This is a genomic window from Hyphococcus aureus, assembly GCF_042643165.1.
Lineage (GTDB): Bacteria > Pseudomonadota > Alphaproteobacteria > Caulobacterales > Parvularculaceae > Hyphococcus > Hyphococcus aureus.
In genome coordinates, this window is the sequence record NZ_JBHRSH010000001.1 from 1657184 (window position 1) to 1679135 (window position 21952).

The window sequence follows — 21952 nt, forward strand, 5'->3', positions numbered from 1 at the left end:
TAACCTTCGCCGCGGCGTTCTAGTATTATGGCGCAATCGCACTCCAGCAGCGAAACATCGCTCGCCCATTGGCGGGGCGCTTTTGAACGCTTTTTGAAATCGGAAAAGCGCGCCAGCGTCTATACCCTCAGGAATTACACCTCGACGCTTTCGCATTTCGAGGTCTTTCTCGCAGGCCATCTCGGCGGTCCGGCCTCGCTAAAGGATCTGTCGCGCCTTGAGACAAAAGACTTCCGCGCCTATCTCGCCCAGCGCCGGAATGAAGGCTTGGGCCCGCCATCGCTCAAGCTTGAGCTTTCCGCGCTGAAGACATTTTACAAATTTCTGGGACGGCGCGCTGAAGTCGAGAATGACGCCATCGCCGTGATGCGCGGACCGAAGGCGAAAGAGCGCCTGCCGCGTCCTGTGACGGAAGCGGACGCAGAGGCGCTGATCGAAGCGGCGGCGACGATGAAAACGTCCACCCGGAAAGAGACTTGGGAGCAGGCGCGTGACGCCGCGTTGATCACGCTGCTTTATGGCGTGGGCCTCAGGATTTCCGAGGCGCTCTCTTTGCGCTGGGCCGATGTGCCGTTGAGCGACACACTGCGCATCAAAGGCAAGGGCGCCAAAACGCGGCTCGTGCCGGTGGTTCCAGCCGCCCGCGATGCGGTGGAGGCCTATCAGAAGCTTTGCCCTTATGGCGGCGAAGCGGACGACCCCCTGTTTTTTTCAACCCGCGGAAAGCCGCTATCGGCGACGCTCGCCCAGCGCACTATGGCGAAGCTGCGCGCGGCGCTGAATCTGCCTGACTCGGCGACGCCGCACGCCCTGCGTCACGGCTTTGCGACGCATCTTCTTTCAGCAGGAGGCGATCTGCGCGCTATTCAGGAATTGCTCGGTCATTCTTCTCTGGCCGCGACCCAGCGCTATACCAAGATCGACAGGGAAAACCTCCTGAAGGTTTTCGATAAGGCGCATCCTCGCGCCTAAACTCCATATTTCGCCTTGTAGATTTTCACATCGCGTTTCAGTTCCGGCAGAAGGAAATAGAGCGCGATGATGTTGGGTATGCACATGCCAAACAACATGGAGTCGATAAAGTTGAGGATCGAAGACAGCGACACCGCGGCGCCCGTCGACAAAACGACACAGAGCGCGAGTTTGAACAGCACATCGACCTTTTTCGTGTCGCCAAAGAGGTAGGCGGCGGCCTGCGCACCGTAAAACGCCCAGCTTACAAGTGTCGTGAATGCGAACAACATGGAGGCGACTAGGAGGATATAGGGAAACCAGGAAAAGGCGCTTTCATAGGCGGCGGATGTGATCTCGATACCGACAATATTTTCCGCGTATAGATAGGGCTCATAAGCGCCAGTGACGATCACGACGAGGGCTGTGATCATGCAGACCACAATCGTGTCGATGAAAGGTTCGAGCAGCGCCACATAACCCTCCGTCAGCGGTTCGTTGGTCTTGACCGCAGAGTGCGCGATAGCGGCGGAGCCGACACCGGCTTCATTGGAATAGGTTGCGCGCCGGATGCCATTGATCAGGGCGCCCACAAAGCCGCCGCCCGCCGCATCAAGTCCAAAGGCGCTTTCAAAAATAGTGACGAAAGCGTCGGGGATGGCTGTGAAGTTCATGGCGAGAATGACGAGGCCGGCGCCGAGATAAAGCGCGCCCATCATCGGCACGAGAATGCCCGTCACTTTGCCGATACGTTTGATGCCGCCGAGAATGACATAGGCGACGCCCGCCGCCATGATGACGCCGAAAGTGACAGGGATATTCAGCCCGGTGACATTGGCGAATTGCGCGTGGGACTGGTTCACCTGAAAGATGCTGATAGAGGCGCCGATGGCCATGATAGCGAAGAAGATCGCCGCAGCCTTGCCGAGTGTCTTCAGACCAAGCCGCCGAAACACGTCTTCAATGTAATACATCGGTCCGCCCAGCGTTGAACCATCCGGGCGCACCTTGCGATATTTCACGGCGAGAGCGCATTCGGCGAATTTCGACGACATGCCGAAGAAGCCGGCAAGCACCATCCAGAAAACAGCGCCGGGGCCGCCGATGGCGATGGCGACAGGCACTGAAGCGATATTGCCGAGGCCTACGGTGCCTGAAAGCGCAGAGGAGAGCGCCTGAAAGTGAGAGATTTCACCATGGGCGCCTTGCTGGTCGCGGGGACTGATGATGAGCGACCAGGCGTGACGAAAGCCGCTCAGATTGATGAAGCCGAGCGAGAAGGTGATGATGACCGCTGCTGTCATGAGCCAGATGACGACGAGAGGCAGGGATACGCCAAAGACGTCTATGGAATAAAAGATGATTGAGGACACGAAGTCGCTGACCGGGGTCAGGGCGTTGTCAATGCGGTCAGCGAAGGAGACGTCGGCCATGAAAAATCCTGATAAGGCCGCGCGCCGCGGCGGTGGGAGCCGCGCACCTTAAAGCGTTTTCAGGAAAAGTGGAGGCCGGGCAGCCATGTAACGACGCTTAACAAAGAGCCTGTCAGCGCCATTCGCCTTGTTATTTGCGGTCCTACAAGCCTTGCAGCGCCTGATCGAGATCGGCGCGCAGATCGCCGATATCTTCAACGCCGATGGAAAGACGCACCAGCGAATCGTCGAGGCCCATTTCCGCGCGCCGTTCCGGCGGGATCGACGCATGGGTCATGATGCCGGGATGCTCGACGAGGCTTTCTACACCGCCAAGGCTTTCCGCGAGGGTGAAAAGTTCAACCCGCTCGAGCATGGTCTTGGCGGCGTCGAGGCCGCCTTTCACGAAAATGGTGACCATACCGCCAAAGGCGTCCATCTGGCGCTTGGCGACCTCATGACCCGGATGGGACTTAAGCCCCGGATAGGTGACGCGATCGATGGCGGGATGCGCTTCCAGCCATTCGGCAAGGGCCATGGCGTTGGAGGTCGAGCGTTCAAGGCGCAGCGCCAGGGTTTTCAGGCCGCGCAGCGCAAGAAAAGAATCGAACGGACCCTGTATGCCGCCCACGGAGTTTTGCAGGAAGGCGATGCGGTCAGCAAGTTCGGCGTTATTCACAACAAGGACGCCGCCAATAACGTCGGAATGGCCGCCAATATATTTTGTTGCGGAGTGCATGACGATGTCGGCGCCATGGTCGAGCGGGCGCTGGCAATAGGGTGAGGCGAAAGTGTTGTCGCAGCCAACGGTGATCCCGTGTTTCTTTGCGATTTTTGAAATCGCTTCAATGTCGACGATTTTCAAAAGCGGGTTTGTCGGTGTTTCAAGCCAGACGAGCTTTGTTTGCGGCGTGATAGCAGCTTCAAACTTCGCCGGGTCTGTCAGATCCACATAAGCGAAGTCGAGATTGGCTGAATCGCGGCGCACGCGTTCGAACAGGCGAAAGGTGCCGCCATAGACATCGTCCATGGCGATGATGTGCGATCCTGCCGGAAAAAGCTCCAGCATGGTGGAGATCGCGGCCATGCCCGAGGCGAAGGCGAATCCGCGCGCGCCATTTTCGAGGTCGGCGATACAACGTTCATACGCGAAGCGCGTCGGGTTGGCGCCGCGGGCGTAGACGAACCCCTTATGCACGCCCGGGCTTTCCTGTGCGTAGGTCGAGGTCTGGTAAATCGGCTGCATCACCGCGCCGGTCGTCGGGTCGTGTTCCTGGCCCGCGTGAATGACGCGGGTCGCGAAGGCGGGGCGGTTCTTTTTGTCGCTGGTCATGGGGCGTCCCTTCTCTTTGGCAAGGGACTTAGCGCGCATGAAGAGGAATTTCCAGCGGCCATATATGCGGCTTGGGGACAGGCCACTGGAAATCCATCGCGATGTTTCCCCCAAAAGCGCGAGAAGGGACGTTACCCGCGCTGCACCGCTATTTTCTTCGTTCTGGCCTCAAGCTCCGGCGGCTTGGGCAGGATAAGTTTCAAGACGCCGTTCTTGAATTTCGCCTCAATCGCGTCCGGGTCGACGTCGAAGGGAAGCGACATTGAACGCTGGAATGAGGCGTAGGAGCGGCGTGAGACGCCTTCCTTTTCTTCCTCGTCCTTTCTTTCGCCGCGGATGGTGAGGAGGTTGTCATGAAGCTCGACATCCACATTATCCTCATCGACCCCGGGAAGTTCAGCTTCAATTTCAAGGGCTTTGCCATTGTCCTTGAAATCGACATGAATGGCGCGGGCGCCGTTGCCGCCTTGTCCGGCGAACGCCGCCGGTGCGCCGAAATCAGAGAAGAAGTCGTCAAAAAGACGATTCATCTCCCGATGTAATTGAAAGAAAGGCGCACCGTCATCATCGGTTAGAGCCGGCGACGTGCGATTACGATTGAAAACACTTAGAGGTTTGAACATGACATTGTCTCCTGTCGGGTGAAAATCGAAACAGACAACGTCAAACGGGAACGCCAATCAGGCTATTCCTGTTGACGCACCACACATAAAAGCCGGCGCGTCCAGTTCAAGTGCGACGTTTTTCCGCAAATGATAGTATGTCTCAGAAATGACGCCTACGCTTGCCGTTTGAGGCGCACGAGGGTTTCGTCGAGCTTCTGGAGAAAGCGTGATCGGTCGGCTTTCTGGAAAGGCGCTGGTCCGCCGGAAGCGCTTTCCGCCCCGGCGCGCAAACCCGCCATCAAGGCTCTCGCGGCGATCGCGCCGCCAATAGAGTCTTTGGTGAAAGGCTCGCCTTTCGGGCTGATGACGATTGCGTCTTTTATCAGACAACGCTCAGCGAGAAGGATGTCGGCAGTGATGATGACCGCGTGGGAGTGCGCATGTTCCGCTACATAATCATCCGCCGCATCATAATGATCATTGACGGTGACGCGCGTAATCAGCTCATGATCCGGAATGCGGATCGGCGCATTCGCGACGACTGTGACAGGAATTTCATGTCTGAAAGCAACCTTATAAACCTCCTCCTTAACGGGGCAGGCGTCAGCGTCCACAAGGATTTCAGGTGAGATAACCATGGATCTTCCAGTAGGGATTGGGTGCAGGAACGATCCTGCACATCATGGGTTCCCTAAGACCAGTTAAGGTAAAGGTCAAAGGAGATGGCGTCATGCTTGTAATGGATATGATAAAGAACCACCCTCAGGTGGGTGACGACTTCACCGAAGAGTTAGGCGTTGCTGTGCGGCACGCCATGTATTGTGCTGAAATCTGCGCCTCCTGTGCGGATGCGTGTCTTGCGGAAAGCACGGCCAAGGATATGCGCCAGTGCATCCGTAATTGTCTCGATTGTTCGGATATTTGCGAGGCGACAGCGAAAACCGGACTGCGCCGTACGGCGCAAAATATTGTCGTTCTGCGCGCCCAGCTCCAAGCCTGCATTCTGGCGTGCGAAGCGTGCGCCGAAGAGTGTGAAAAGCATGACAACCAGCATTGCAATCGCTGCGGGAAAATGTGCCGCGAATGTACGTCAGACTGTCGTCAAGCGCTGCCGGAAGTGAATTGATGGGCTGTTAGCCCAGTAGTTTTTCCTGAACGTCTTTCGACCAGCCCACAAAAACCTGCGTCGGACCGTTTTCGATAATTGGACGTTTGATCAGCGTCGGATGTTCCGCCATGAGGGCGAGCGCTTTTTTCTCGGTGACGCCGTCTTTTTCGGCGTCGGAGAGCCCGCGCCAGGTGGTGGAAGATTTGTTGAGGAGTTTTTCCCAGCCAGCGGCCTTCGCCCAGTTTGCGATTTGGGTTTTTGTGACGCCGTCGGCGCGCACATCGTGAAACGTTATGTCTTCGCCTACTGCTTCCAGTGCTTTGCGCGCTTTTTTGCAAGTGTCGCAGTTTTTAAGGCCGTAAAGGATCATAGAAGTTTTTCTGTTAAGCTTGAGCGGAAGGTTTGTCGTCAAGAATTATTGGATTGTCATCGCCTGTGGGCCGTAAGTCTTCACAACCATATGAACGTTGGTAGTGTTTTTCGATCAATTCAAGTGTTTCAGGTGGTAAGTCAGTTCCAAGACGTTTTACTTCATGCCGATGCCAGCCACAGATGGTTTTTGCCCCACCTAGATTGTGTGCTTTTTTAAAAGCATCTGCTGGGAATAGCCAAGGTACAATATATTCAAAGGATGAATAAGGTTCGTAGTATGAAGAAAGCCACTTCTGGCTGCATGCTCGGCATACTGAGAGCGCCGTATTTATCCCTCTATCTATGTTAACAAGCTCAGGGTGCCTTTCACCAGGCACCCATAAGGAGCGTTTAGGAAATTTGCAGTTTAAGCATGTGCCGGTCACGTTGAATCGCTACTTTGATATTTAAGCCACCTGCAGTCTCAAATAATTCAACAAATCCGTCCGGGTAATCAGCCCCTCGAACTTGCCTTCGTTCAATACGACCGCCACATGGCCTTTGGCGAAGATGGGTAGAAGCGACTGCATGTCCTGTTTCGCTTCGACGGTTTCGACGCGATAGGTCATGGCCGATTTCACCGGGTCTTTGAACTTGTCGCGATTTCTGACGACAGCGAACAGCAGGTCTTCTTCGTCAAGGAGGCCGATGACATTTGCGTCATCGTCGAGCACCGGCAATTGCGAAATGTCATAGAGCTTCATCTTGCCGTAAGCGCTCATCAACGTGTCGTCGGGCTTGACGGTTACGGTCGCACGTTCCGAGTGGCGCCGCGTAATCAGGTCGGTCAGGTCGCCTTTTGGCGGACGTTTCAAAAAGCCCTGATCGTACATCCAGTAGTCGTTGAACATCTTGGAGAGATATTTATCACCGCGGTCGCAGACGAAAGCGACAACGCGCTTTTTCTCTTTCTGTTCGCGGCAATATTTTAGCGCCGCCGCGAGGATTGTTCCGGACGACGAGCCGCCGAGAATGCCTTCTTTTTTTAGGAGATCCCGCGCCGCCTCAAAGCTTTCCTTGTCGGTGATGTCATAGGCCTTTTTGATATGAGAAAGGTCGGCGATGTCAGGAATGAAATCCTCGCCAATGCCTTCCACCAGCCATGAACCGACCTCGTTGGGCGGCGCGCCCTTGTTTACATAGTCGGTGAGGATTGAGCCCTTGGGGTCCGCCAAGATGATATCCGTTTCTGGCGAATGCTCCTTGAAGAAGCGCGACAAGCCCGTAATTGTCCCGGCGGAACCGACGCCGGCGACGATGGCGTCGACCTTGCCGTCGAGCTGGCCGAGAATTTCCGGTCCTGTGCTATCCTCATGAGCTTTCGGATTTGCGTCATTGCCGAACTGGTTGACGTAAAAGGCGCCAGTCTCTTCCGCGATGCGTTCAGCCACGTCCTGATAATATTCCGGATGACCCTTGCCCACATCGGAGCGTGTGAGGCGCACATCGGCGCCGAGCGCCTTTAGATGAAAAATTTTCTCCTGCGCCATTTTGTCCGGCACAACGATAATGGTTTTGTAGCCTTTTTGCGCGGCGACGAGGGCGAGGGCGAGTCCGGTGTTGCCGGCGGTCGCCTCGATGATCGTGCCTCCGGGCTTCAGCTTTCCTTCGCGCTCCGCCGCTTCGATCATGGCGATGCCGATCCGGTCCTTGATGGAGCCGCCGGGGTTCGAAGATTCAAGCTTGAGATAAAGCTCGCACGGGCCCGTATCGAGACGTGAGGTCTTGACCATCGGCGTCTTGCCGATCCCTTCAAGCACATTGTCATAAACGGGGCCGAAGGGCGTTTCACGCATGGCGGGGGTTCCTTGGATTTAGAGCTTGCAGCGGGCTTACCCCAAAGCACGGACCCCTCGCAAGGCGAGGAATTATCTGGCGCCGGCTCGCTTCAAATCGCGGATAAAAAAGCGCGCAGGATGGAGCGCTTGCATGATTGTTGCGTCGCTTGGCGCGCCTGCGAGTTCCGCAGCGAGGAGGGCGGCGGCGTAAGGAGCGGTGACGAGCCCGCGCGAACCGAGCCCGGTCAGGACAAACAGGCCGGGCCGCGTTTCCCCCGATGGATAGTCTCTTTTTTTGCCGGTTCTGAGACCGTCATAGGCGCCCCCATAAAAGCCCCAGTCGGGAAGGGGGCCGCAAAGGGGCAATCGATCTGGCGTCGTGCAGCGGACCGATGCGCGCGGGTGTGACTGGTTCGCATCCAGCGTTGCAGCGACCTCAGGAAGCGCGCGGGCGACGGCGGCGATGTTCGATTGCGTCGCCTCATTAGTGAAGCGCGCCTCGGCGCCGATGGAGATGGGGGCATAGGTCGCGCCGATAATCGCGCCGCCTCTTGGGCAAGGCGCCGCATAAGGGCCGAATGCATGGGCGTGGTCCGGCGCTGGCGCATCTGGAAACCAGTCGATCTGTCCGGCGGAGCCCGCCAGCGGCAGAGTTCGCGCTTCGGCGAAGCGTAATGCGTCAAGCCCGTTGGCGATGATCACCGCATCGAATTCTGTTTCGCTTTTCCCTGTGAACACGCGCCAGCCACTAGTCGCTTGCTGCAGGCGTTCGACGCGCCCGGAAACAAGCTCGGTGTCGCTTAGCAATGCTTTTACAAATGCGGGAGGATCGACAACCCCGGCCTGGGGGAAGAACAGCCCTTCCCTGCGCTCTTCCATGAAGCCCTCGGGAAGCGCGCCTTGCGCCAGTAATTTTATCTGACGCTCACGATCCCTGTCGCTGGCCGCATGATGAAGCACGCCGCATGGCCTGAATACATCGCCTCCAAGAACAGAAAGAAGTTGCAACACATGAAGATAAGCGTTTGCATGAAATGACCCCGCCGGCGTATCGCCGACGTCAAGCCGAGGCATGATGAGGCCTGCGGGGTTTCCCGACGCGCCGCTCGCGGGCGCCGATGCTTCGTAAACGGATGGGTGAAATCCTGAACGCCGCATGGCGTGGGCAAGGCTGGCGCCGGCAATTCCTGCGCCAATGACCGCAATGCGTGCGCCAGGGTGTAGCGGCGTGGCGGCAGGAAGCCATGGCTCGCGATGTGTTGTATGTGGCGGCGTCTCGATACGGCCCGCCAGCATTTGTCTTTTGCGGCCGAAACCTGCGCGCTTTTCCCACTGAAACCCTGCGGCTTCGAGCGCACGTCGCACACCGCCAGAGACGGTGAACGTGGCGAAAGTGGCGCCGGGCGCGGAAAGCCGCGCCATTTCATTGAAAATGTCCGGCGACCAGAGACCGGGATTTTTCGCCGGAGTAAAACCGTCGAGAAACCACGCATCCACACCGCCTTCGACGCACAGTAGACCTTCAAAAGCGTCGCCATAGTAAAGCGTCAGGGATATGTCGCCGAAATCCAGGACATGAAACCCCTGCTGCGGCGGCGGCAGAGCGGCGCGCAGTCTGGCGGCAAGGCTGGCCAGGGCGGGCCAAGCCTCGTGTGCGCGGGCCATTTGCGCGGCGGAGAGGGGGTAAGCCTCGAAGGACAGGAAATTGAGACGTGCGCCGCCGGGCTTTTCAGCCCTGTTCCAAGCGTCCCATACTGCGAGAAAGTTTAGGCCGGTGCCGAAGCCCAGTTCGCCGATATGGAAGCGTCTCGTGTTGAACCGTGCGGGCAGATTATTGCCGGCAAGGAAAACATGTTGCGTTTCCGCAAGACCATCGCCGGAAAAATAGACGTCATCGAATTGAGTGGAACGGGGGACAACAAAAGAGGGCGCGCCGTCACTATCGGGCGCGCCCCATTCAATGTCCGCTTCGTTGATCTGCTTCCCGCCGCTCATGAGACGAGATGTAGCTCAAGACGAAGAGAAAGTCTTTATGCCTAGGCTTTCATCGGGAAGGCGAAGAATTTTTCAAACGCCTTCATGTTGGCGAACGGCGTATCCATGGGCGTCATGGTCTCGCGCGCTGTTGCGACGGAGCGTTCGCTGATCTCGCGGGCATGGGCCATGCGCGTTTCGAACAGCTTCGTCCAGTAGGATTGTTGAACGCTCAACGCGTCAGCGAAGCTTTTCGCATTTGTAAGATCGTTCGCGAACTGAACTGCGCTGGACATTTCTTCCTGCGCGGCTTCCATGAGGCGGTTGTTGGTTTCAGCTGCGTGATCTTGCACGGTTTTCATGCGGGCTTGTGTAGTTTCCGCGAGGCCTTCGGCCTGCGAGCGCATGTCGTCAAAATTGCCCGTGAAAGAAGACATCATCGTTTCGAATTGTTGTTTTGCGGTTTCCGCCCAATCGGTCGCCGATGAAAAAGACATAATGTCCGGCATGATCGGGGTTTCGACGGCTTTGGTCTCGGTCGAGGGTGCGGCGACTTTTTTCGCCGCAGTTTTCTTAGTCGTAGCCATTATGGCGCTCCTTATCCCTGGAGCCGCGCCGGGATTGTGCGGCGCAGCAATTGCCGCGGGATATAGGCGCATTTTTGCAGTGCAGCAAGGGCTGGAAATCAGGTTTCGGCCAGCCGGCGGATCATATTGTGGTAAACGGCGGAAAGATTGAGAACCAAGGGGTCGTTGAGGCCTTTTTCCCGGCTGAGGGCCTGGATCGACTGATCGAGGTCGAACAGCATGGCTCGATCGTCTGACGACCGGATCATGCTCTGCATCCAGAAGAACGACGCGATCCGGGCTCCCCGCGTCACGGGCGCCACGCGGTGGAGGCTTGATGACGGATAGAGCACCATGGAGCCGGCGGGAAGCTTGACCTCCTGAGCGCCAAAAGGGGTCTCGATCAGGAGTTCGCCGCCGTCATAAGAATCCGGTTCTGTAAGGAATAGTGTCGCTGAAAGATCGGTGCGCAGACGGACCGGGGTTCCCGGCACGCCCCGGATGGCGTTGTCCACATGCGCATCGAACGCGCCGCCGCCTTCATATTTATTGAAGAGGGGCGGAAATATCCGCAGCGGCAGAGCCGCCGAAATGAACAAGCTGTTCTGCGCCAGCGCATCCAGAATTCTGTCGCCGAGCGCTTTGGCGACCGGGCTGTTTTCGGGAAGCTGTGTGTTGCGCTTCATTTCCCGCGACTGCGCGCCAGCGGTCGCGCGGCCATCCACCCATTCTGCCGCGCCCAGCTGTTCGAGGATATATGCGACGTCGTCAGCGCCCAGCAAATCTGGAATCGGCAAAAGCATGGTGAGTTCTTTCAAACGCAAAAGCCGCCGGCCTAAGCGGTCGGCGGAGTTTAGGTGATAAGAGGCAGAGAGGGAAAGCCGTCATCACCTCAGATATCGATGTCGATAGTAAACAGGGCTGAACGGCCTGGCGCGATGTAAACGAAAGGTGTGCCTGAACGGTAGATCGCATCATAGTAGACTTCGCCTGTGGCGTTCAGGACGTTAAAGGAAACGCCGACGCGATCCGTCACCTGCCAGCCGCCGAAAAAGTCAAAGCGCCAATAATCAGGAATTTCCGTTCCGATCCCGACAGTTGTTCCACCGGCGCGCGCGCCCTGGTAATTCGCCTGACCACCGATATGAATGCGTTCGGTGATGTCGTAGCGTGACAGAAGCGTAAAGCTTTTCTCTGCGACATTGGGAAATTTTCCGCCAATTTCATCAGGGTTCGGCGACTTGGTGATCTCCGCCTCAAGCAGCGAAAGTCCCCCATACAGGCTCCAGGCCTCCGTAACATTTCCCGAAAAGCCGAATTCGATTCCCTGCACGCGTTGTTCGCCTTCGAGCGCGAAAGCGCCGCCAAATCCCGGCTCCACCTGCACGCGCGCATTGGTCTTGTTGGTGCGATAGATTGCGGCTGTCAGCGACAGATGCTCGTCAAAGATGTTCCACTTGGCGCCGAGCTCGTAGGATTTGTTGCGCTCGGGATCCAGATTCTCCGTTGTCGCCGTGATGCCGCCATAGGAATCGCCGAGGCCGTCTACCTGTTCGCCCGACGGGTTTGAAGAGGAGCCGAACGACGCATAGATCGATGCGTTGGGCGCCGGCTTCCAGAGAGCGCCGAGATGCCAGTTCACAAAGTCACTGTCATTGGAGACCATGCTGTCTCCGAAACGGCCGCCGATCGATTCTACATCGATCGAGTAGTCATCGTATCTTACGCCGCCAAAGACGGAGAAGGCTTCATTCAGCTTAATTGTATCGAGAAAATAGACGGCGTTGGATTCCACTTCTGCGATGGAATAAGCGCCGCTTTCTTCAACCGGGAAGGGCCAGGCCGCAAACGGATCCGGATTGAAAATGGGTTGCGTCACTGTGAAGGGCGTTATGGGATTGCCTGTTGACGGGTCTTCTGAGTCGAGGAATGCGAAGGGACGGTTTTCAATATCCTCGCGGCTGATTTCAAAACCCGCAACGATAGTGTGTTCAAGTCCGCCGGTCATGAGATCAATCGTGGCATCCGTCTGGTTGGCGATATATTTGTTCACCGAATTGCGGTTTTTCGGGTTGGCGCTCAGCGTCCAGCTCGCCGGATTCGGATCGGTGATGTCCGGCCGCTCCGGCGCTGTCACGACATAGGCGTTTCCGGTTTTGCCGTAGCGGGTGACGCTGTTGAGCGTAATGTTGTCCGCCGGCGCGAATTCAATGCGGCCTGTGTAGATATTGGCGAATGTCTCGCGGAAATCGCGATTGACGAGGCCATAGAAAAAGTCGCGCTGCACATCAAAGGGCGCATTTTCGGCTTCGTTCCATGGATGGCCGTAATCGGGCAGCTCATCCGTATCGAGATGATAATAATCGAGTGTGATGGCGAGCGCTTCAGTGGGAGTCCACAAAAGCGCCGCTGCCGCGCCCCAGCGATCATTGTAGACTTCATTGCGGCCCGGCGTATCGGACTCGTGATAAAGACCGTTCACCCGAAGGGCGAGGGTGTCGGAAAAGGCGTAGTTGAGATCGGCGGTGACGCGATATGTGTCGCTGGTGCCGACGCTCGCCTCGACGTCGCCGAAATTGGTGAGCTGCGGCGCTTTTGAAATGAGACTGACCGCGCCGCCGGTGGAGCCGCGGCCTGCGAAGGCGCCCGATGGGCCTTTCAGGATTTCAATCTGTTCGACGGCGAAGACTTCACGGCTGACAACGCCCGGATCGCGTACGCCGTCGACATAAACGTCGTTGCGCGCATCGAAGCCACGAATGAAGATGCGGTCACCGAAGGCGTTGCCGCCTTCACCGGTGCCGATAGTGACGCCGGGCTGGGTGCGGATAATGTCGCGGAGGGAAGTGGCGCCGGCGTCGTCGATCAACTCTTTCGGGATGACGGAAACCGATTTGGCGGTGTTCAGAAGATCTTCCGTGAGTTTCGAGGACGCGGAGCGGTCGATTTTGTAAGGCGCTTCAGGGTCGGCGAAGGGGTTCGAGCCGCGCTTTTCGCCTTCGACGATGATTTCATCACGCACTGTCGGCGCTGCTGAGGCGAGCAGGATTGTTTCCTGCGCCTGCGCGGCGGAAAGGCCGCCGAGCCCGGCGAGTGCGGTTTGTGAAGCGATGAAGCGAAGAGATTTCGGCTGTTTGACGGAATTGCTGCCCACGGCGAGCCCCCATTGGAAATGACTGAAAGACGAGACGGTTTGCGCCGGACATTGCCCGGCGAGGGGCTCATAACGCAGTTAAGAATCATTCGCAATAAATTTGCGAATGATTCTGATAATAAATCGCAGAAAGATAGTAAGGCATTGGTGTGGAGGATAAAAATAGTATGTCGCCGCGAGAATGCGGCGAGGCATAAAAGCCGAATTGGAGAAATTTTAGCGCAGGGCGTCCAGAACACTGGCCGAGGCGTAGCCGTCAGCGGGAAGGCCGGCCTGTTTCTGCCAGGCGCGGAGCGCGCTCTTTGTGCCGGCGCCGATAATCCCGTCCACTGGGCCCGGATCGAAACCGCGATCTTTCAACGCCTGTTGCAGCGCCTTGCGTTCATCCAGTGAGAGCGGCCGGTCGTCTCTTGGCCATGCGGCGACAATCGCGCCGCTGCGTCCGGCGATCTCTTCCGACAGAAGAGAGACGGCGAGCGCATAGGAGGTGGACCGATTATATTTCAGGATGGCGCTGAAATTATCGAAGACGATAAATGCGGGGCCGCGCGCGCCAGCGGGAATAATGAGGCGTCCGCGCATATTCGGATCAAAGCGCTCTATCAGGCCTGGCCCACTGATCGCTTCGACGCCGCTGGCCGCCCATTCGACAACCGCCTTTTTGATGTCGCTGTCAGCGAGGCTGTAATCGAAGCCTGCGGGCAGTCTGACTTCCAGACCCCAGGGGTCGCCGCCGCGATAGCCGGAAACGCTGAGATAATTCGCCGTTGAGGCAAAGACATCGCCGAGATTCGACCAGATGTCGCGCCGTCCATCGCCATCGTGATCGACGGCGTAGGCAAGATAGGTGGTCGGAATGAATTGTGTGTGACCCATGGCGCCCGCCCAGGAGCCTTTCAACTCGTTGCGCGCGGCGTATCCATGCTGGATGATCTTAAGCGCGCCAATCAACTGGCTGCGGCCATAGCCGGTGCGGCGCCCTTCGAAAGCAAGCGTCGCCAGCGCCTGAATGGTGTCGTGCCCACCCATGATCGCTCCGTAAGAGGACTCAAGTCCCCAGATTGCAGCGACGATTTCTGCGTCAACGCCATAGGCGTTTTCAATCAGCGTAAAGAGGCGCTGGTTTTCAAGATATTTTGCCTTGCCGTTAGTGACCCGCGTCGCGGAGACGGCGCTGTCGAGATAATCCCAGATGCCGCGAGAAAATTCTGGCTGGTTGTCGTTGAGTTCATAAACTCGTGGATTGATGGACAGGCCGGTCAAGGCCTCGTCGAGAACGCTTTGGGAAATTCCGGCGGCGGCGGCCTCGGCGCGGAAGCTGTCGAGCCAGCGTTCGAAATCAGCAGGTTCAGCCCTTGCGCCCGAAAGGCTGGCGGCGGCGAAGATGCCGAGACTGATAAGCCAGTTTTTCATGCCGTCCCCTTTGGTCGCACGCGAATCATACAATCGGCCAAAAATCATGCCGCCAAAGCAATATTAAAACCCTACCGTCCCCGCAAGGCCGGATTATGGCAAGCTTTGCGGAGACGCGGCGAAAGGGCTAGATTGCGCCGCAAAAGGGGCGGCGCCCGCCGACCGAAGTGTTAAGGATTCGACATGCTCAACCGCAATTTTTCCTCCCTTTTCGCAGTCTCTGCATTGGCGCTTGTCGCGGCTTGTTCAGGCCAGGACGCATCGACCGCGCCTGATAAGGCCGCGCCGGAAAAGGCGGCAGGCGAAGAGGCGGCCTCTGAGGAGAAAATGATGGCTGGTCAAGACGAGTTGAAAACCATGCGCGCCCAGTTCGCGGTTGTTGAGATGGAGGCCGACACCTCCTTCCTCACGGATGAGGAGCGGCAGGTTGTCAACAAACTCAACCAGGTCGGCACTCTGATGTCGAAAATCTATCTGCGCCAGCGCAGCGAGATGAACCCTGCATGGCGTGCGGAAATTGAAGCGGGCGGCAATGAGCTGCTGCTTGAGATGTTCGATCTTCATTTCGGTCCATGGGATACGCTCGACCACAACAAGCCGTTTTACGGTGAGATGGAATTGCCGGAAGGCGCGGCGTTCTATCCCGCCGATATGACCAAGCAGGAATTCGCCGCCTGGATCGCCGCGCATCCTGAAGACGAGGACGCTTTCACCAGCGGTTACACCGTGATCCGCCGCACGGATGACGGCGGACTAAAGGCCATTCCCTATTCTGAACATTACCGCGAATTTTTGGAGCCAGCGGCGGCGTTGCTGCGCGAGGCGGCGGACATCACCACTAATGAAAGCCTCAAGAAATTCCTGACGCTCCGCGCGGATGCGTTCCTCTCTGACGATTACTATGAATCGGAAATGGCGTGGATGGACCTTCAAGGCCCCATTGAAGCGGCCATTGGGCCATATGAGGTCTATACGGACGGCCTGTTCGGCTACAAGACCGCCTTTGAAGCCTTCATTACGATCAAGAATCCGGAAGAAAGCGCAGCGCTCGCTAAATATAAAGATTACCTCCGCGACATGGAGGCGAATTTGCCGGTCGATGAGAGCTATAAAAATTTCAAGCGCGGTTTTGAATCGCCCATCGCCGTCACCTATCAGGTTCATGGCGGCGGCGACAATGTGCCGGGCGTTCAGACCATCGCCTTCAACCTGCCGAATGACGAGCGGGTGCGCGAAGCGAAAGGCGCCAAGAAAGTCCTGCTCAACAATGTGCTGGGCGCAAAGTTTGACCGCATTCTGGCGCCAATGGCCGAAGACGTGCTTGTAGACGGGCAGGCGTCGCTGCTCATGAAAAAATACATGTCCGGCGAAACGCTGTTCCATGAACTCTCCCACAGCCTCGGGCCTGGCACGATCACGGTTGATGGTGAAGAGACGACGGTGAACGCCCAGTTGCAGGAGCTTTATTCTGCGGTTGAGGAAGGCAAAGCCGATGTCATGGGCGCCTATAACATTCTGTATATGATGGAGCGGGGCGACATGCCGGCGGCGGAGAAAGAAAATTTCCTCGCCACCTATTTTGTCGGGCTGTTCCGCGCCATGCGTTTCGGCATTAACGAAGCGCATGGAAAAGGCGCGGCGTTTCAGTATTCCTATTTCAAGGAAGCGGGCGCCTTTTCGTGGGACGCGCAGGCGGAGCGCTACGTGATTGATTTCGCGAAGCTGGAACAGGCGATTTCCGACCTGACGCGCGATGTTGTTATCGTTCAGGGCGATGGCGACTATGATGGGGCAAAAACTTTCCTCAACACATATGCCAAACTTGATGAACATGCGGAAAGTATCATCGCTTCGCTCACTGATCTGCCGGTGGATATTCAGCCGGTTTATGCGGATGAGCTTTAAGCATGAAACCCTCACTGATCTCCGCCATAGCGTTGCCTCTCATGGCCAGCGCTGCGCATGCGCAAACGCCTGACCCTGCCCATCTTTCCAATGTGGCGGGCTACAAGGCGGCGTTTACCTGTTCGGCGCATTTTAACGCTGACCGCTCAGTTGATGAAATCGCTGGCGACGAGCTTCACCGCATCTATCCGGATTATCGCGAAGCCATGGCGGCGCTGCCTGATGCGGTGATCGACGATAAGGCAAAGACGGTTTTGGTCCGTTATGAAGGCGGTGCTCGCATGGCCGCCTGGCGTCCATATCTCGGTTGTGCGCAACTGCCCGCCATGGCGGATAAAGACGCCATTGGCGCGCTTCCCTATGTTAAATCTTTCTGGGATCGCAAGGCGCCTAGCCCGCTGACCGAGCGTCTCAGCAATGATCCCGATTTGTTGGGCATTGTTGACGTGGCCTTTGACCGCGCCACCTATGGAGAGGGGACGGAGACGACGGCCGTTCTCGTCCTGAAAGACGGCGCTGTCATAGCGGAAAAATACCGTGACGGCTTTGACGCTGCGACGCCGCAGCGCACATGGTCTGTGGCGAAATCGATTGCAGCGACAGTGATCGGCGCCGCGGTCCATGACGGACTTATCGAGGTTGACAAACCGGCGGGACTTGCCGCGTGGGGCTCGCCTGGCGATCCACGCGGCGCCATCACGCTTGAAAACCTGCTGCACATGTCCAGCGGTCTCACATCGCCGACTGCGGGCAATCGAACCGACGATGTTTATTTCGGCGGCGGGCGTGTTGTCGATCATGCGATTACGAACCGTCTTGTCGCGGCGCCGGGAACACGCTGGCGCTATGCGAATAATGACACCATGACGGCGATGCGGGCCCTGCGCGAGCGCATGAAGAACGACCAGCAATATATTGAGTATCCATTCTGGCGCGTGTTGTTGCCGCTTGGCATGGAGCACACCTTTCTGGAAACTGACTGGAATGGCGATTTCGTCATGTCGTCACAGGTATGGACGACCGCGCGCGATCTTTCGCGTATCGGGCTTCTTTATCTGGCTGACGGCGTCTGGGAAGGCGAGCGCATCCTGCCCAAAGGGTGGGCCAATTATGTGGCGACGCCTGCGCCGGCGCAGCCGCCTCTAACTCGCGCCAATGGCGCACAGATGCCCGGTTACGGCGCCCAGTTCTGGCTTTTCGGCGAACGCCACGGGCTGCCGGAAGGAACCTACGCGGCGCAAGGCAATCGCGGGCAATATCTGGTGATCATTCCTGCGCACAACATGCTCGTGGTGCGCAGGGGATTCGACGATGGCGGTGGTTTCGATATTGCGAAATTCTCCGCCGATCTTCTCGCCGCGCTGGAGGGCTAACCTTACCTGAAAGACAGGTTTTCCCTGACGAAAGTCAGAGATGTCTCCCGCCATCCGCCAGTAAAGGCGGGGTGCGCGCGCTCCTATCTCCTGCGCTCAAAGAGAGAAGGAACAAGGCATGACGACCTATAGAAAAAAACTGCCGCAACTGGGTGAGGACATTTTCCTGACCGACAGCGGCATGGAAACGGATCTTCTGTTCAACAAGGGATTTGAGTTGCCGCATTTCGCGTCTTTCACCTTGCTGAAGGATGAAAAGGGCCGTGCGGCCATGCGCGAATATTGTCTGGAGCATGCGCGGCTAGCGAAACGGTATGGCTTCGGCTTTATTTTCGAAACGGCAACCTGGCGCGCAAGCCCCGATTGGGGCCCAAAGCTCGGTTACGACCGCGCCGCGCTGGAAGCGGCGAATCGCGACGCCATTGCGCTTATTGAAGAGGTGCGCGACGAAGCAGCGCTCGAGCGGCCTTTCGTCATCTCAGCCAATGTCGGACCGCGCGGCGACGGCTACCAGGCGGGCGCTCTGATGACAGTGCAAGAGGCGGAAGACTATCACTCGTTTCAGGCGGAGATTTTCGTCGGCACGGCGGCGGACATCACGACTGCGCTGACCATGAACAATACGCCGGAAGCGATTGGCTTTGTGAATGCAGCGGCGGCGGCGGGAATGCCTTGCGCCGTGTCGTTCACGGTCGAGACCGATGGGCGCCTGCCATCCGGTCAGCCATTGGGCGAAGCGATTATGGAAACGGATTTCGAAGCGCGAAAAGCGCCAGCCTATTACATGATCAACTGTGCACATCCGACCCATTTTACAAATGTGCTGCGCGATAGTGATCATTGGCTCTCGCGGCTGAAGGGCGTACGCGCCAATGCGTCGAAATGCTCTCATGCGGAGCTTGATGAAGCCGAGGCGCTGGATGACGGCAATCCGGGCGAGTTAGCGCTGGAAAATGAAGCGTTGCGGCGGCTGGTTCCGTCGCTGACGATTTTCGGCGGATGCTGCGGCACGGATTTGCGTCATGTGTCGGCGATCGCTCAGGAAATCAGTCGGGCGAAAAAAGCGGCGGCCTAACCGGCCGTTCGGGCGAGCGTCACTTTCGAGCCGGGCTTGCGTCCGAGCTTTTCTGAAATCCAGAGGCTTGTGGCGACCAGCGTGTCGAGATCGACGCCGGTTTCAAAACCGGAGCGGGCGAGGGAGTAGACAACGTCCTCGCTCGCCACATTGCCGCTCGCGCCTTTCGCATAAGGGCAGCCGCCGAGGCCGGACACGGAACTGTCGAATACGGTGACGCCTTCCGCTATCGCCGCCCAGGTATTGGCGAGCGCCTGTCCGTAGGTGTCGTGGAAATGTCCGGCAAGCGCGGCGAGGGGAACTTCTGTCGCGACGGCGCGGACCAGCGCTTTTGTTTCTTCGGGTGTTCCAACGCCGATCGTGTCGCCCAGCGAAATTTCATAACAGCCCATCTCGTAAAGCGCCTTGGCGACGGGAACGACCTGGCTTGGCGTGATCTTTCCCTCATAGGGACAGCCGAGGACGCAGGAGACATAGCCACGCACTTTGACGCCGTCGGCCTTCGCCGCCTCGACCACCGGGCGAAAGCGCTCCAGGCTTTCGGCGATGGAGCAGTTGATGTTTTTCTGTGAAAAACTTTCCGACGCTGCGCCAAAGATCGCGACCGTATCGGCTTTCGCGGCGCGCGCGCCCTCATAGCCCTTCATATTCGGCGTCAGCACCGGATAGGAAACGCCGGGCTTGCGCTCGATCTTCGCCATCACCTCGTCAGACGCCGCCATCTGCGGCACCCATTTCGGTGAGACGAACGCGCCGCCCTCGACATTTTTGAAACCGCAGGCGGCGAGCCGCTCGATCAGCTCGACCTTGGTGGCGACGTCGACAGTCTGTTTTTCATTTTGCAGACCGTCGCGCGGGCCGACTTCAAAAAGGGTGATGAATTGGCTCACGCGCTTTCCTCGAATTCCACCAGCAGATCGCCGTCTTTCACCTGGTCGCCGGGCTGGAATTTGTAGGCTTTGATGACGCCGTCGAAGGGCGCCTTGATGGCGTGCTCCATTTTCATGGCTTCCATGACGAGAAGCGGCTTGCCCGCCTCGATGGCGTCACCGGGCTTGGCGGAGAGGAGCGTCACGACGCCGGGCATGGGCGCGACAAGCGAGCCTTCGCTCGAATGATGCGTGGAAATCCCGGCGAGCGGGTCAGGGAAGGCGATGTCCCAATGCCCTGCGCCGATCCAGACGCGAAGCTTGTCGTTATGGGGCGCGGCGAAAGCGACAGCGTCTTCACCTTCCACGGCAAGCCGCATGTCGACGCCATTGTTCACGCCGGAAAACGAAAACTGGATGGGCGCTTGCGGCTCGCGGCCTTCGCGTCGCGCGGCGGCGGAAGCATCGGGTTCGAGCGTCGCCTTGAAAGCCTCGCCGTCTTTGGAAAGACGCAGGATCGCAGCATGGCCCTCATGCTCGACCCACATCACTTCGTGACGCGGACGGTTCAGGCGGAAGCCTGTTAAGCTGTTCCAGGGGTCTTTGTGATGGGCGACAGGCGGTTGCTTCCATAGCGCCGCAACGGCCCATTGTTTCGGTCCGGCAGGCGCTTGCGCGAAGAGTGCGCCGTCATGCTCTTCGATAAATTTCGTTGAAACCTCGCCCGTGATGAAATCCGGTTCGGCGGCGAGGGCATAGAGAAAGGCGGCGTTGGTCTCCAGCCCGGCGACGCGCGTTTCAGACAATGCGGCGCGCATGGCGCCCAAAGCTTCCTCACGCGTTGATCCATAGGTGATGATTTTCGCGATCATGGGGTCGTAAAACGGCGTGATTGCCTGACCTTCCTCGACACCGGAATCGATGCGCGCGGTTTCGGACGGCAACCGCAGCGTTGTCAGCGTGCCGATTGAGGGGGCGAAATTCTGGTTCGGGTTTTCGGCGTATAGCCGCGCCTCGAAGGCGTGGCCATTTTCCCCGATCTGGTCTTGCAACAACGGCAGGCCTTTACCAGAGGCGATGCGCAATTGCCATTCGACAAAATCAAGCCCGGTGATCATTTCCGACACAGGATGTTCGACCTGTAGGCGCGTGTTCATTTCCATGAAATAGACGGCGTCATTTTCTGCGTCGTAGAGAAACTCCACCGTGCCCGCGCCGCGATAATTCACGGCCTTGCCGGCGTCAACGCCGGCTTTCAGGAGCGCAGCGCGAGTATTCGCGGGCAGGTTCGGCGCGGGCGCTTCCTCGATGACCTTCTGGTGGCGGCGCTGCACCGAGCAGTCGCGCTCGAACATGTGCACGACGTCGCCTTTGCCGTCGCCAAAAATCTGCACCTCAACATGGCGCGCACGCGTCACATATTTCTCGATCAAAAAGCGGTCATCGCCGAAAGCGGATTTCGCTTCGCGCTGCGCGGAAGTGAGGGCATCCTCAAGGTCTTCCTCGCGGGCGACCATGCGCATGCCCTTGCCGCCGCCGCCCGCCGTCGCTTTCAGGAGCACCGGATAGCCGATACGCATTGCTTCCTTTTTAAATGTTGCGACAGCCTGATCTTCGCCCTGATAGCCGGGCGTCGTCGGCACGTTGGCCGCTTCCATCAAATCTTTCGCCGCCGATTTCGATCCCATGGCGCGGATCGTCTCGGCGCTGGGTCCGATAAAGACAATACCGGCCTTGTCGAGCGCCTCGGCGAACGAAGCGTTCTCGGAAAGAAAACCATAGCCCGGATGCACTGCCTCGGCGCCGGTTTTTTTACAGGCGTCGATAATCTTTTCCGCGCGCAGATAACTTTCCGCAGCGGCGGAAGGACCAATATAGACCGTATCATCGCAGGCGCGCACATGGGGAGCGTTTGCGTCGGCGTCGGAGTAGACAGCGACGGTGGCGACGCCCATGCGCCGCGCCGTCCTAGCGACGCGAACAGCGATTTCTCCGCGATTGGCGATGAGAATTTTCTTGAACATT

At 57.9% G+C, this 21952-nt stretch carries 18 protein-coding genes; 5 read left to right on the forward strand and 13 right to left on the reverse strand.

Annotated elements, in window-relative coordinates; all coding sequences use genetic code 11:
- The first annotated feature begins 27 nt into the window (after positions 1-27).
- Positions 28-972 carry a tyrosine recombinase XerC gene (locus ACFOOP_RS08170; protein ID WP_379880413.1) on the forward strand — a complete coding sequence of 315 codons (945 nt, stop codon included), beginning with the start codon at positions 28-30 and terminating at the stop codon, positions 970-972.
- Here the strand turns inward: ACFOOP_RS08170 and ACFOOP_RS08175 are convergent.
- The 4 genes from ACFOOP_RS08175 to ACFOOP_RS08190 all read right to left on the reverse strand — a co-directional run bounded on the left by ACFOOP_RS08175 (position 969) and on the right by ACFOOP_RS08190 (position 4939).
- Entirely contained in the window at positions 969-2384 is a 1416-nt protein-coding gene (locus ACFOOP_RS08175) for an alanine/glycine:cation symporter family protein (protein WP_379880414.1), read from the reverse strand. The genes ACFOOP_RS08170 and ACFOOP_RS08175 overlap by 4 nt on opposite strands.
- Positions 2385-2526: 142 nt before the next feature.
- On the reverse strand, positions 2527-3696 hold the full coding sequence (locus tag ACFOOP_RS08180) for a cystathionine gamma-synthase (protein WP_379880415.1): 1170 nt from the start codon (positions 3694-3696) through the stop codon (positions 2527-2529).
- Between the two features lie 131 nt (positions 3697-3827).
- Positions 3828-4319, reverse strand: a complete 492-nt coding sequence (locus ACFOOP_RS08185) for an Hsp20/alpha crystallin family protein (protein WP_379880416.1) — start codon at positions 4317-4319, stop codon at positions 3828-3830.
- 155 nt (positions 4320-4474) lie between these two features.
- Complete coding sequence (locus ACFOOP_RS08190) at positions 4475-4939, reverse strand: YaiI/YqxD family protein (RefSeq protein ID WP_379880417.1); 465 nt, start codon at positions 4937-4939, stop codon at positions 4475-4477.
- Positions 4940-5031: 92 nt separating this feature from the next.
- On the opposite strand from ACFOOP_RS08190, the gene ACFOOP_RS08195 reads away from it, so the two are divergent.
- A complete protein-coding gene (locus tag ACFOOP_RS08195) occupies positions 5032-5427 on the forward strand; it encodes a four-helix bundle copper-binding protein (RefSeq protein WP_379880418.1) in 396 nt (131 codons plus the stop codon).
- A 7-nt stretch (positions 5428-5434) separates the two neighbouring features.
- Here ACFOOP_RS08195 and ACFOOP_RS08200 read toward each other — a convergent pair whose 3' ends face one another.
- From ACFOOP_RS08200 to ACFOOP_RS08230, 7 genes are all read right to left on the reverse strand, one after another.
- Entirely contained in the window at positions 5435-5779 is a 345-nt protein-coding gene (locus tag ACFOOP_RS08200; protein ID WP_379880419.1) for an arsenate reductase, read from the reverse strand.
- Between the two features lie 448 nt (positions 5780-6227).
- Positions 6228-7616, reverse strand: coding sequence for a pyridoxal-phosphate dependent enzyme (locus tag ACFOOP_RS08205; RefSeq protein ID WP_379880420.1), 1389 nt, complete (start codon positions 7614-7616; stop codon positions 6228-6230).
- Positions 7617-7688: 72 nt separating this feature from the next.
- The gene (gene mnmC, locus ACFOOP_RS08210) at positions 7689-9593 is read right to left on the reverse strand and encodes a bifunctional tRNA (5-methylaminomethyl-2-thiouridine)(34)-methyltransferase MnmC2/FAD-dependent 5-carboxymethylaminomethyl-2-thiouridine(34) oxidoreductase MnmC1 (protein ID WP_379880421.1); all 1905 of its coding nucleotides are present in this window, start codon (positions 9591-9593) and stop codon (positions 7689-7691) included.
- 41 nt (positions 9594-9634) lie between these two features.
- Positions 9635-10159, reverse strand: coding sequence for a phasin family protein (locus ACFOOP_RS08215; RefSeq protein ID WP_379880422.1), 525 nt, complete (start codon positions 10157-10159; stop codon positions 9635-9637).
- 98 nt (positions 10160-10257) lie between these two features.
- Positions 10258-10941 (reverse strand): Fe2+-dependent dioxygenase, encoded by a 684-nt coding sequence (locus tag ACFOOP_RS08220; protein WP_379880423.1) that lies wholly within the window; start codon positions 10939-10941, stop codon positions 10258-10260.
- 89 nt (positions 10942-11030) lie between these two features.
- Positions 11031-13292, reverse strand: coding sequence for a TonB-dependent receptor (locus tag ACFOOP_RS08225; protein WP_379880424.1), 2262 nt, complete (start codon positions 13290-13292; stop codon positions 11031-11033).
- A gap of 216 nt (positions 13293-13508) precedes the next feature.
- Positions 13509-14705, reverse strand: a complete 1197-nt coding sequence (locus ACFOOP_RS08230; protein WP_379880425.1) for a lytic murein transglycosylase — start codon at positions 14703-14705, stop codon at positions 13509-13511.
- 183 nt (positions 14706-14888) lie between these two features.
- On the opposite strand from ACFOOP_RS08230, the gene ACFOOP_RS08235 reads away from it, so the two are divergent.
- The 3 genes from ACFOOP_RS08235 to ACFOOP_RS08245 all read left to right on the forward strand — a co-directional run bounded on the left by ACFOOP_RS08235 (position 14889) and on the right by ACFOOP_RS08245 (position 19058).
- Positions 14889-16610 (forward strand): dipeptidyl-peptidase 3 family protein, encoded by a 1722-nt coding sequence (locus ACFOOP_RS08235; RefSeq protein ID WP_379880426.1) that lies wholly within the window; start codon positions 14889-14891, stop codon positions 16608-16610.
- Positions 16611-16612: 2 nt separating this feature from the next.
- Positions 16613-17983 carry a serine hydrolase domain-containing protein gene (locus ACFOOP_RS08240; protein WP_379880427.1) on the forward strand — a complete coding sequence of 457 codons (1371 nt, stop codon included), beginning with the start codon at positions 16613-16615 and terminating at the stop codon, positions 17981-17983.
- 118 nt (positions 17984-18101) lie between these two features.
- The gene (locus ACFOOP_RS08245) at positions 18102-19058 is read left to right on the forward strand and encodes a homocysteine S-methyltransferase family protein (protein WP_379880428.1); all 957 of its coding nucleotides are present in this window, start codon (positions 18102-18104) and stop codon (positions 19056-19058) included.
- Here the strand turns inward: ACFOOP_RS08245 and ACFOOP_RS08250 are convergent.
- Together ACFOOP_RS08250 and ACFOOP_RS08255 are read right to left on the reverse strand one after the other, a co-directional pair.
- Positions 19055-19948, reverse strand: a complete 894-nt coding sequence (locus ACFOOP_RS08250) for a hydroxymethylglutaryl-CoA lyase (RefSeq protein ID WP_379880429.1) — start codon at positions 19946-19948, stop codon at positions 19055-19057. The genes ACFOOP_RS08245 and ACFOOP_RS08250 overlap by 4 nt on opposite strands.
- Entirely contained in the window at positions 19945-21951 is a 2007-nt protein-coding gene (locus ACFOOP_RS08255) for an acetyl/propionyl/methylcrotonyl-CoA carboxylase subunit alpha (protein WP_379880430.1), read from the reverse strand. The genes ACFOOP_RS08250 and ACFOOP_RS08255 overlap by 4 nt, the downstream gene beginning before the upstream one ends.
- Position 21952: the final 1 nt, after the last annotated feature.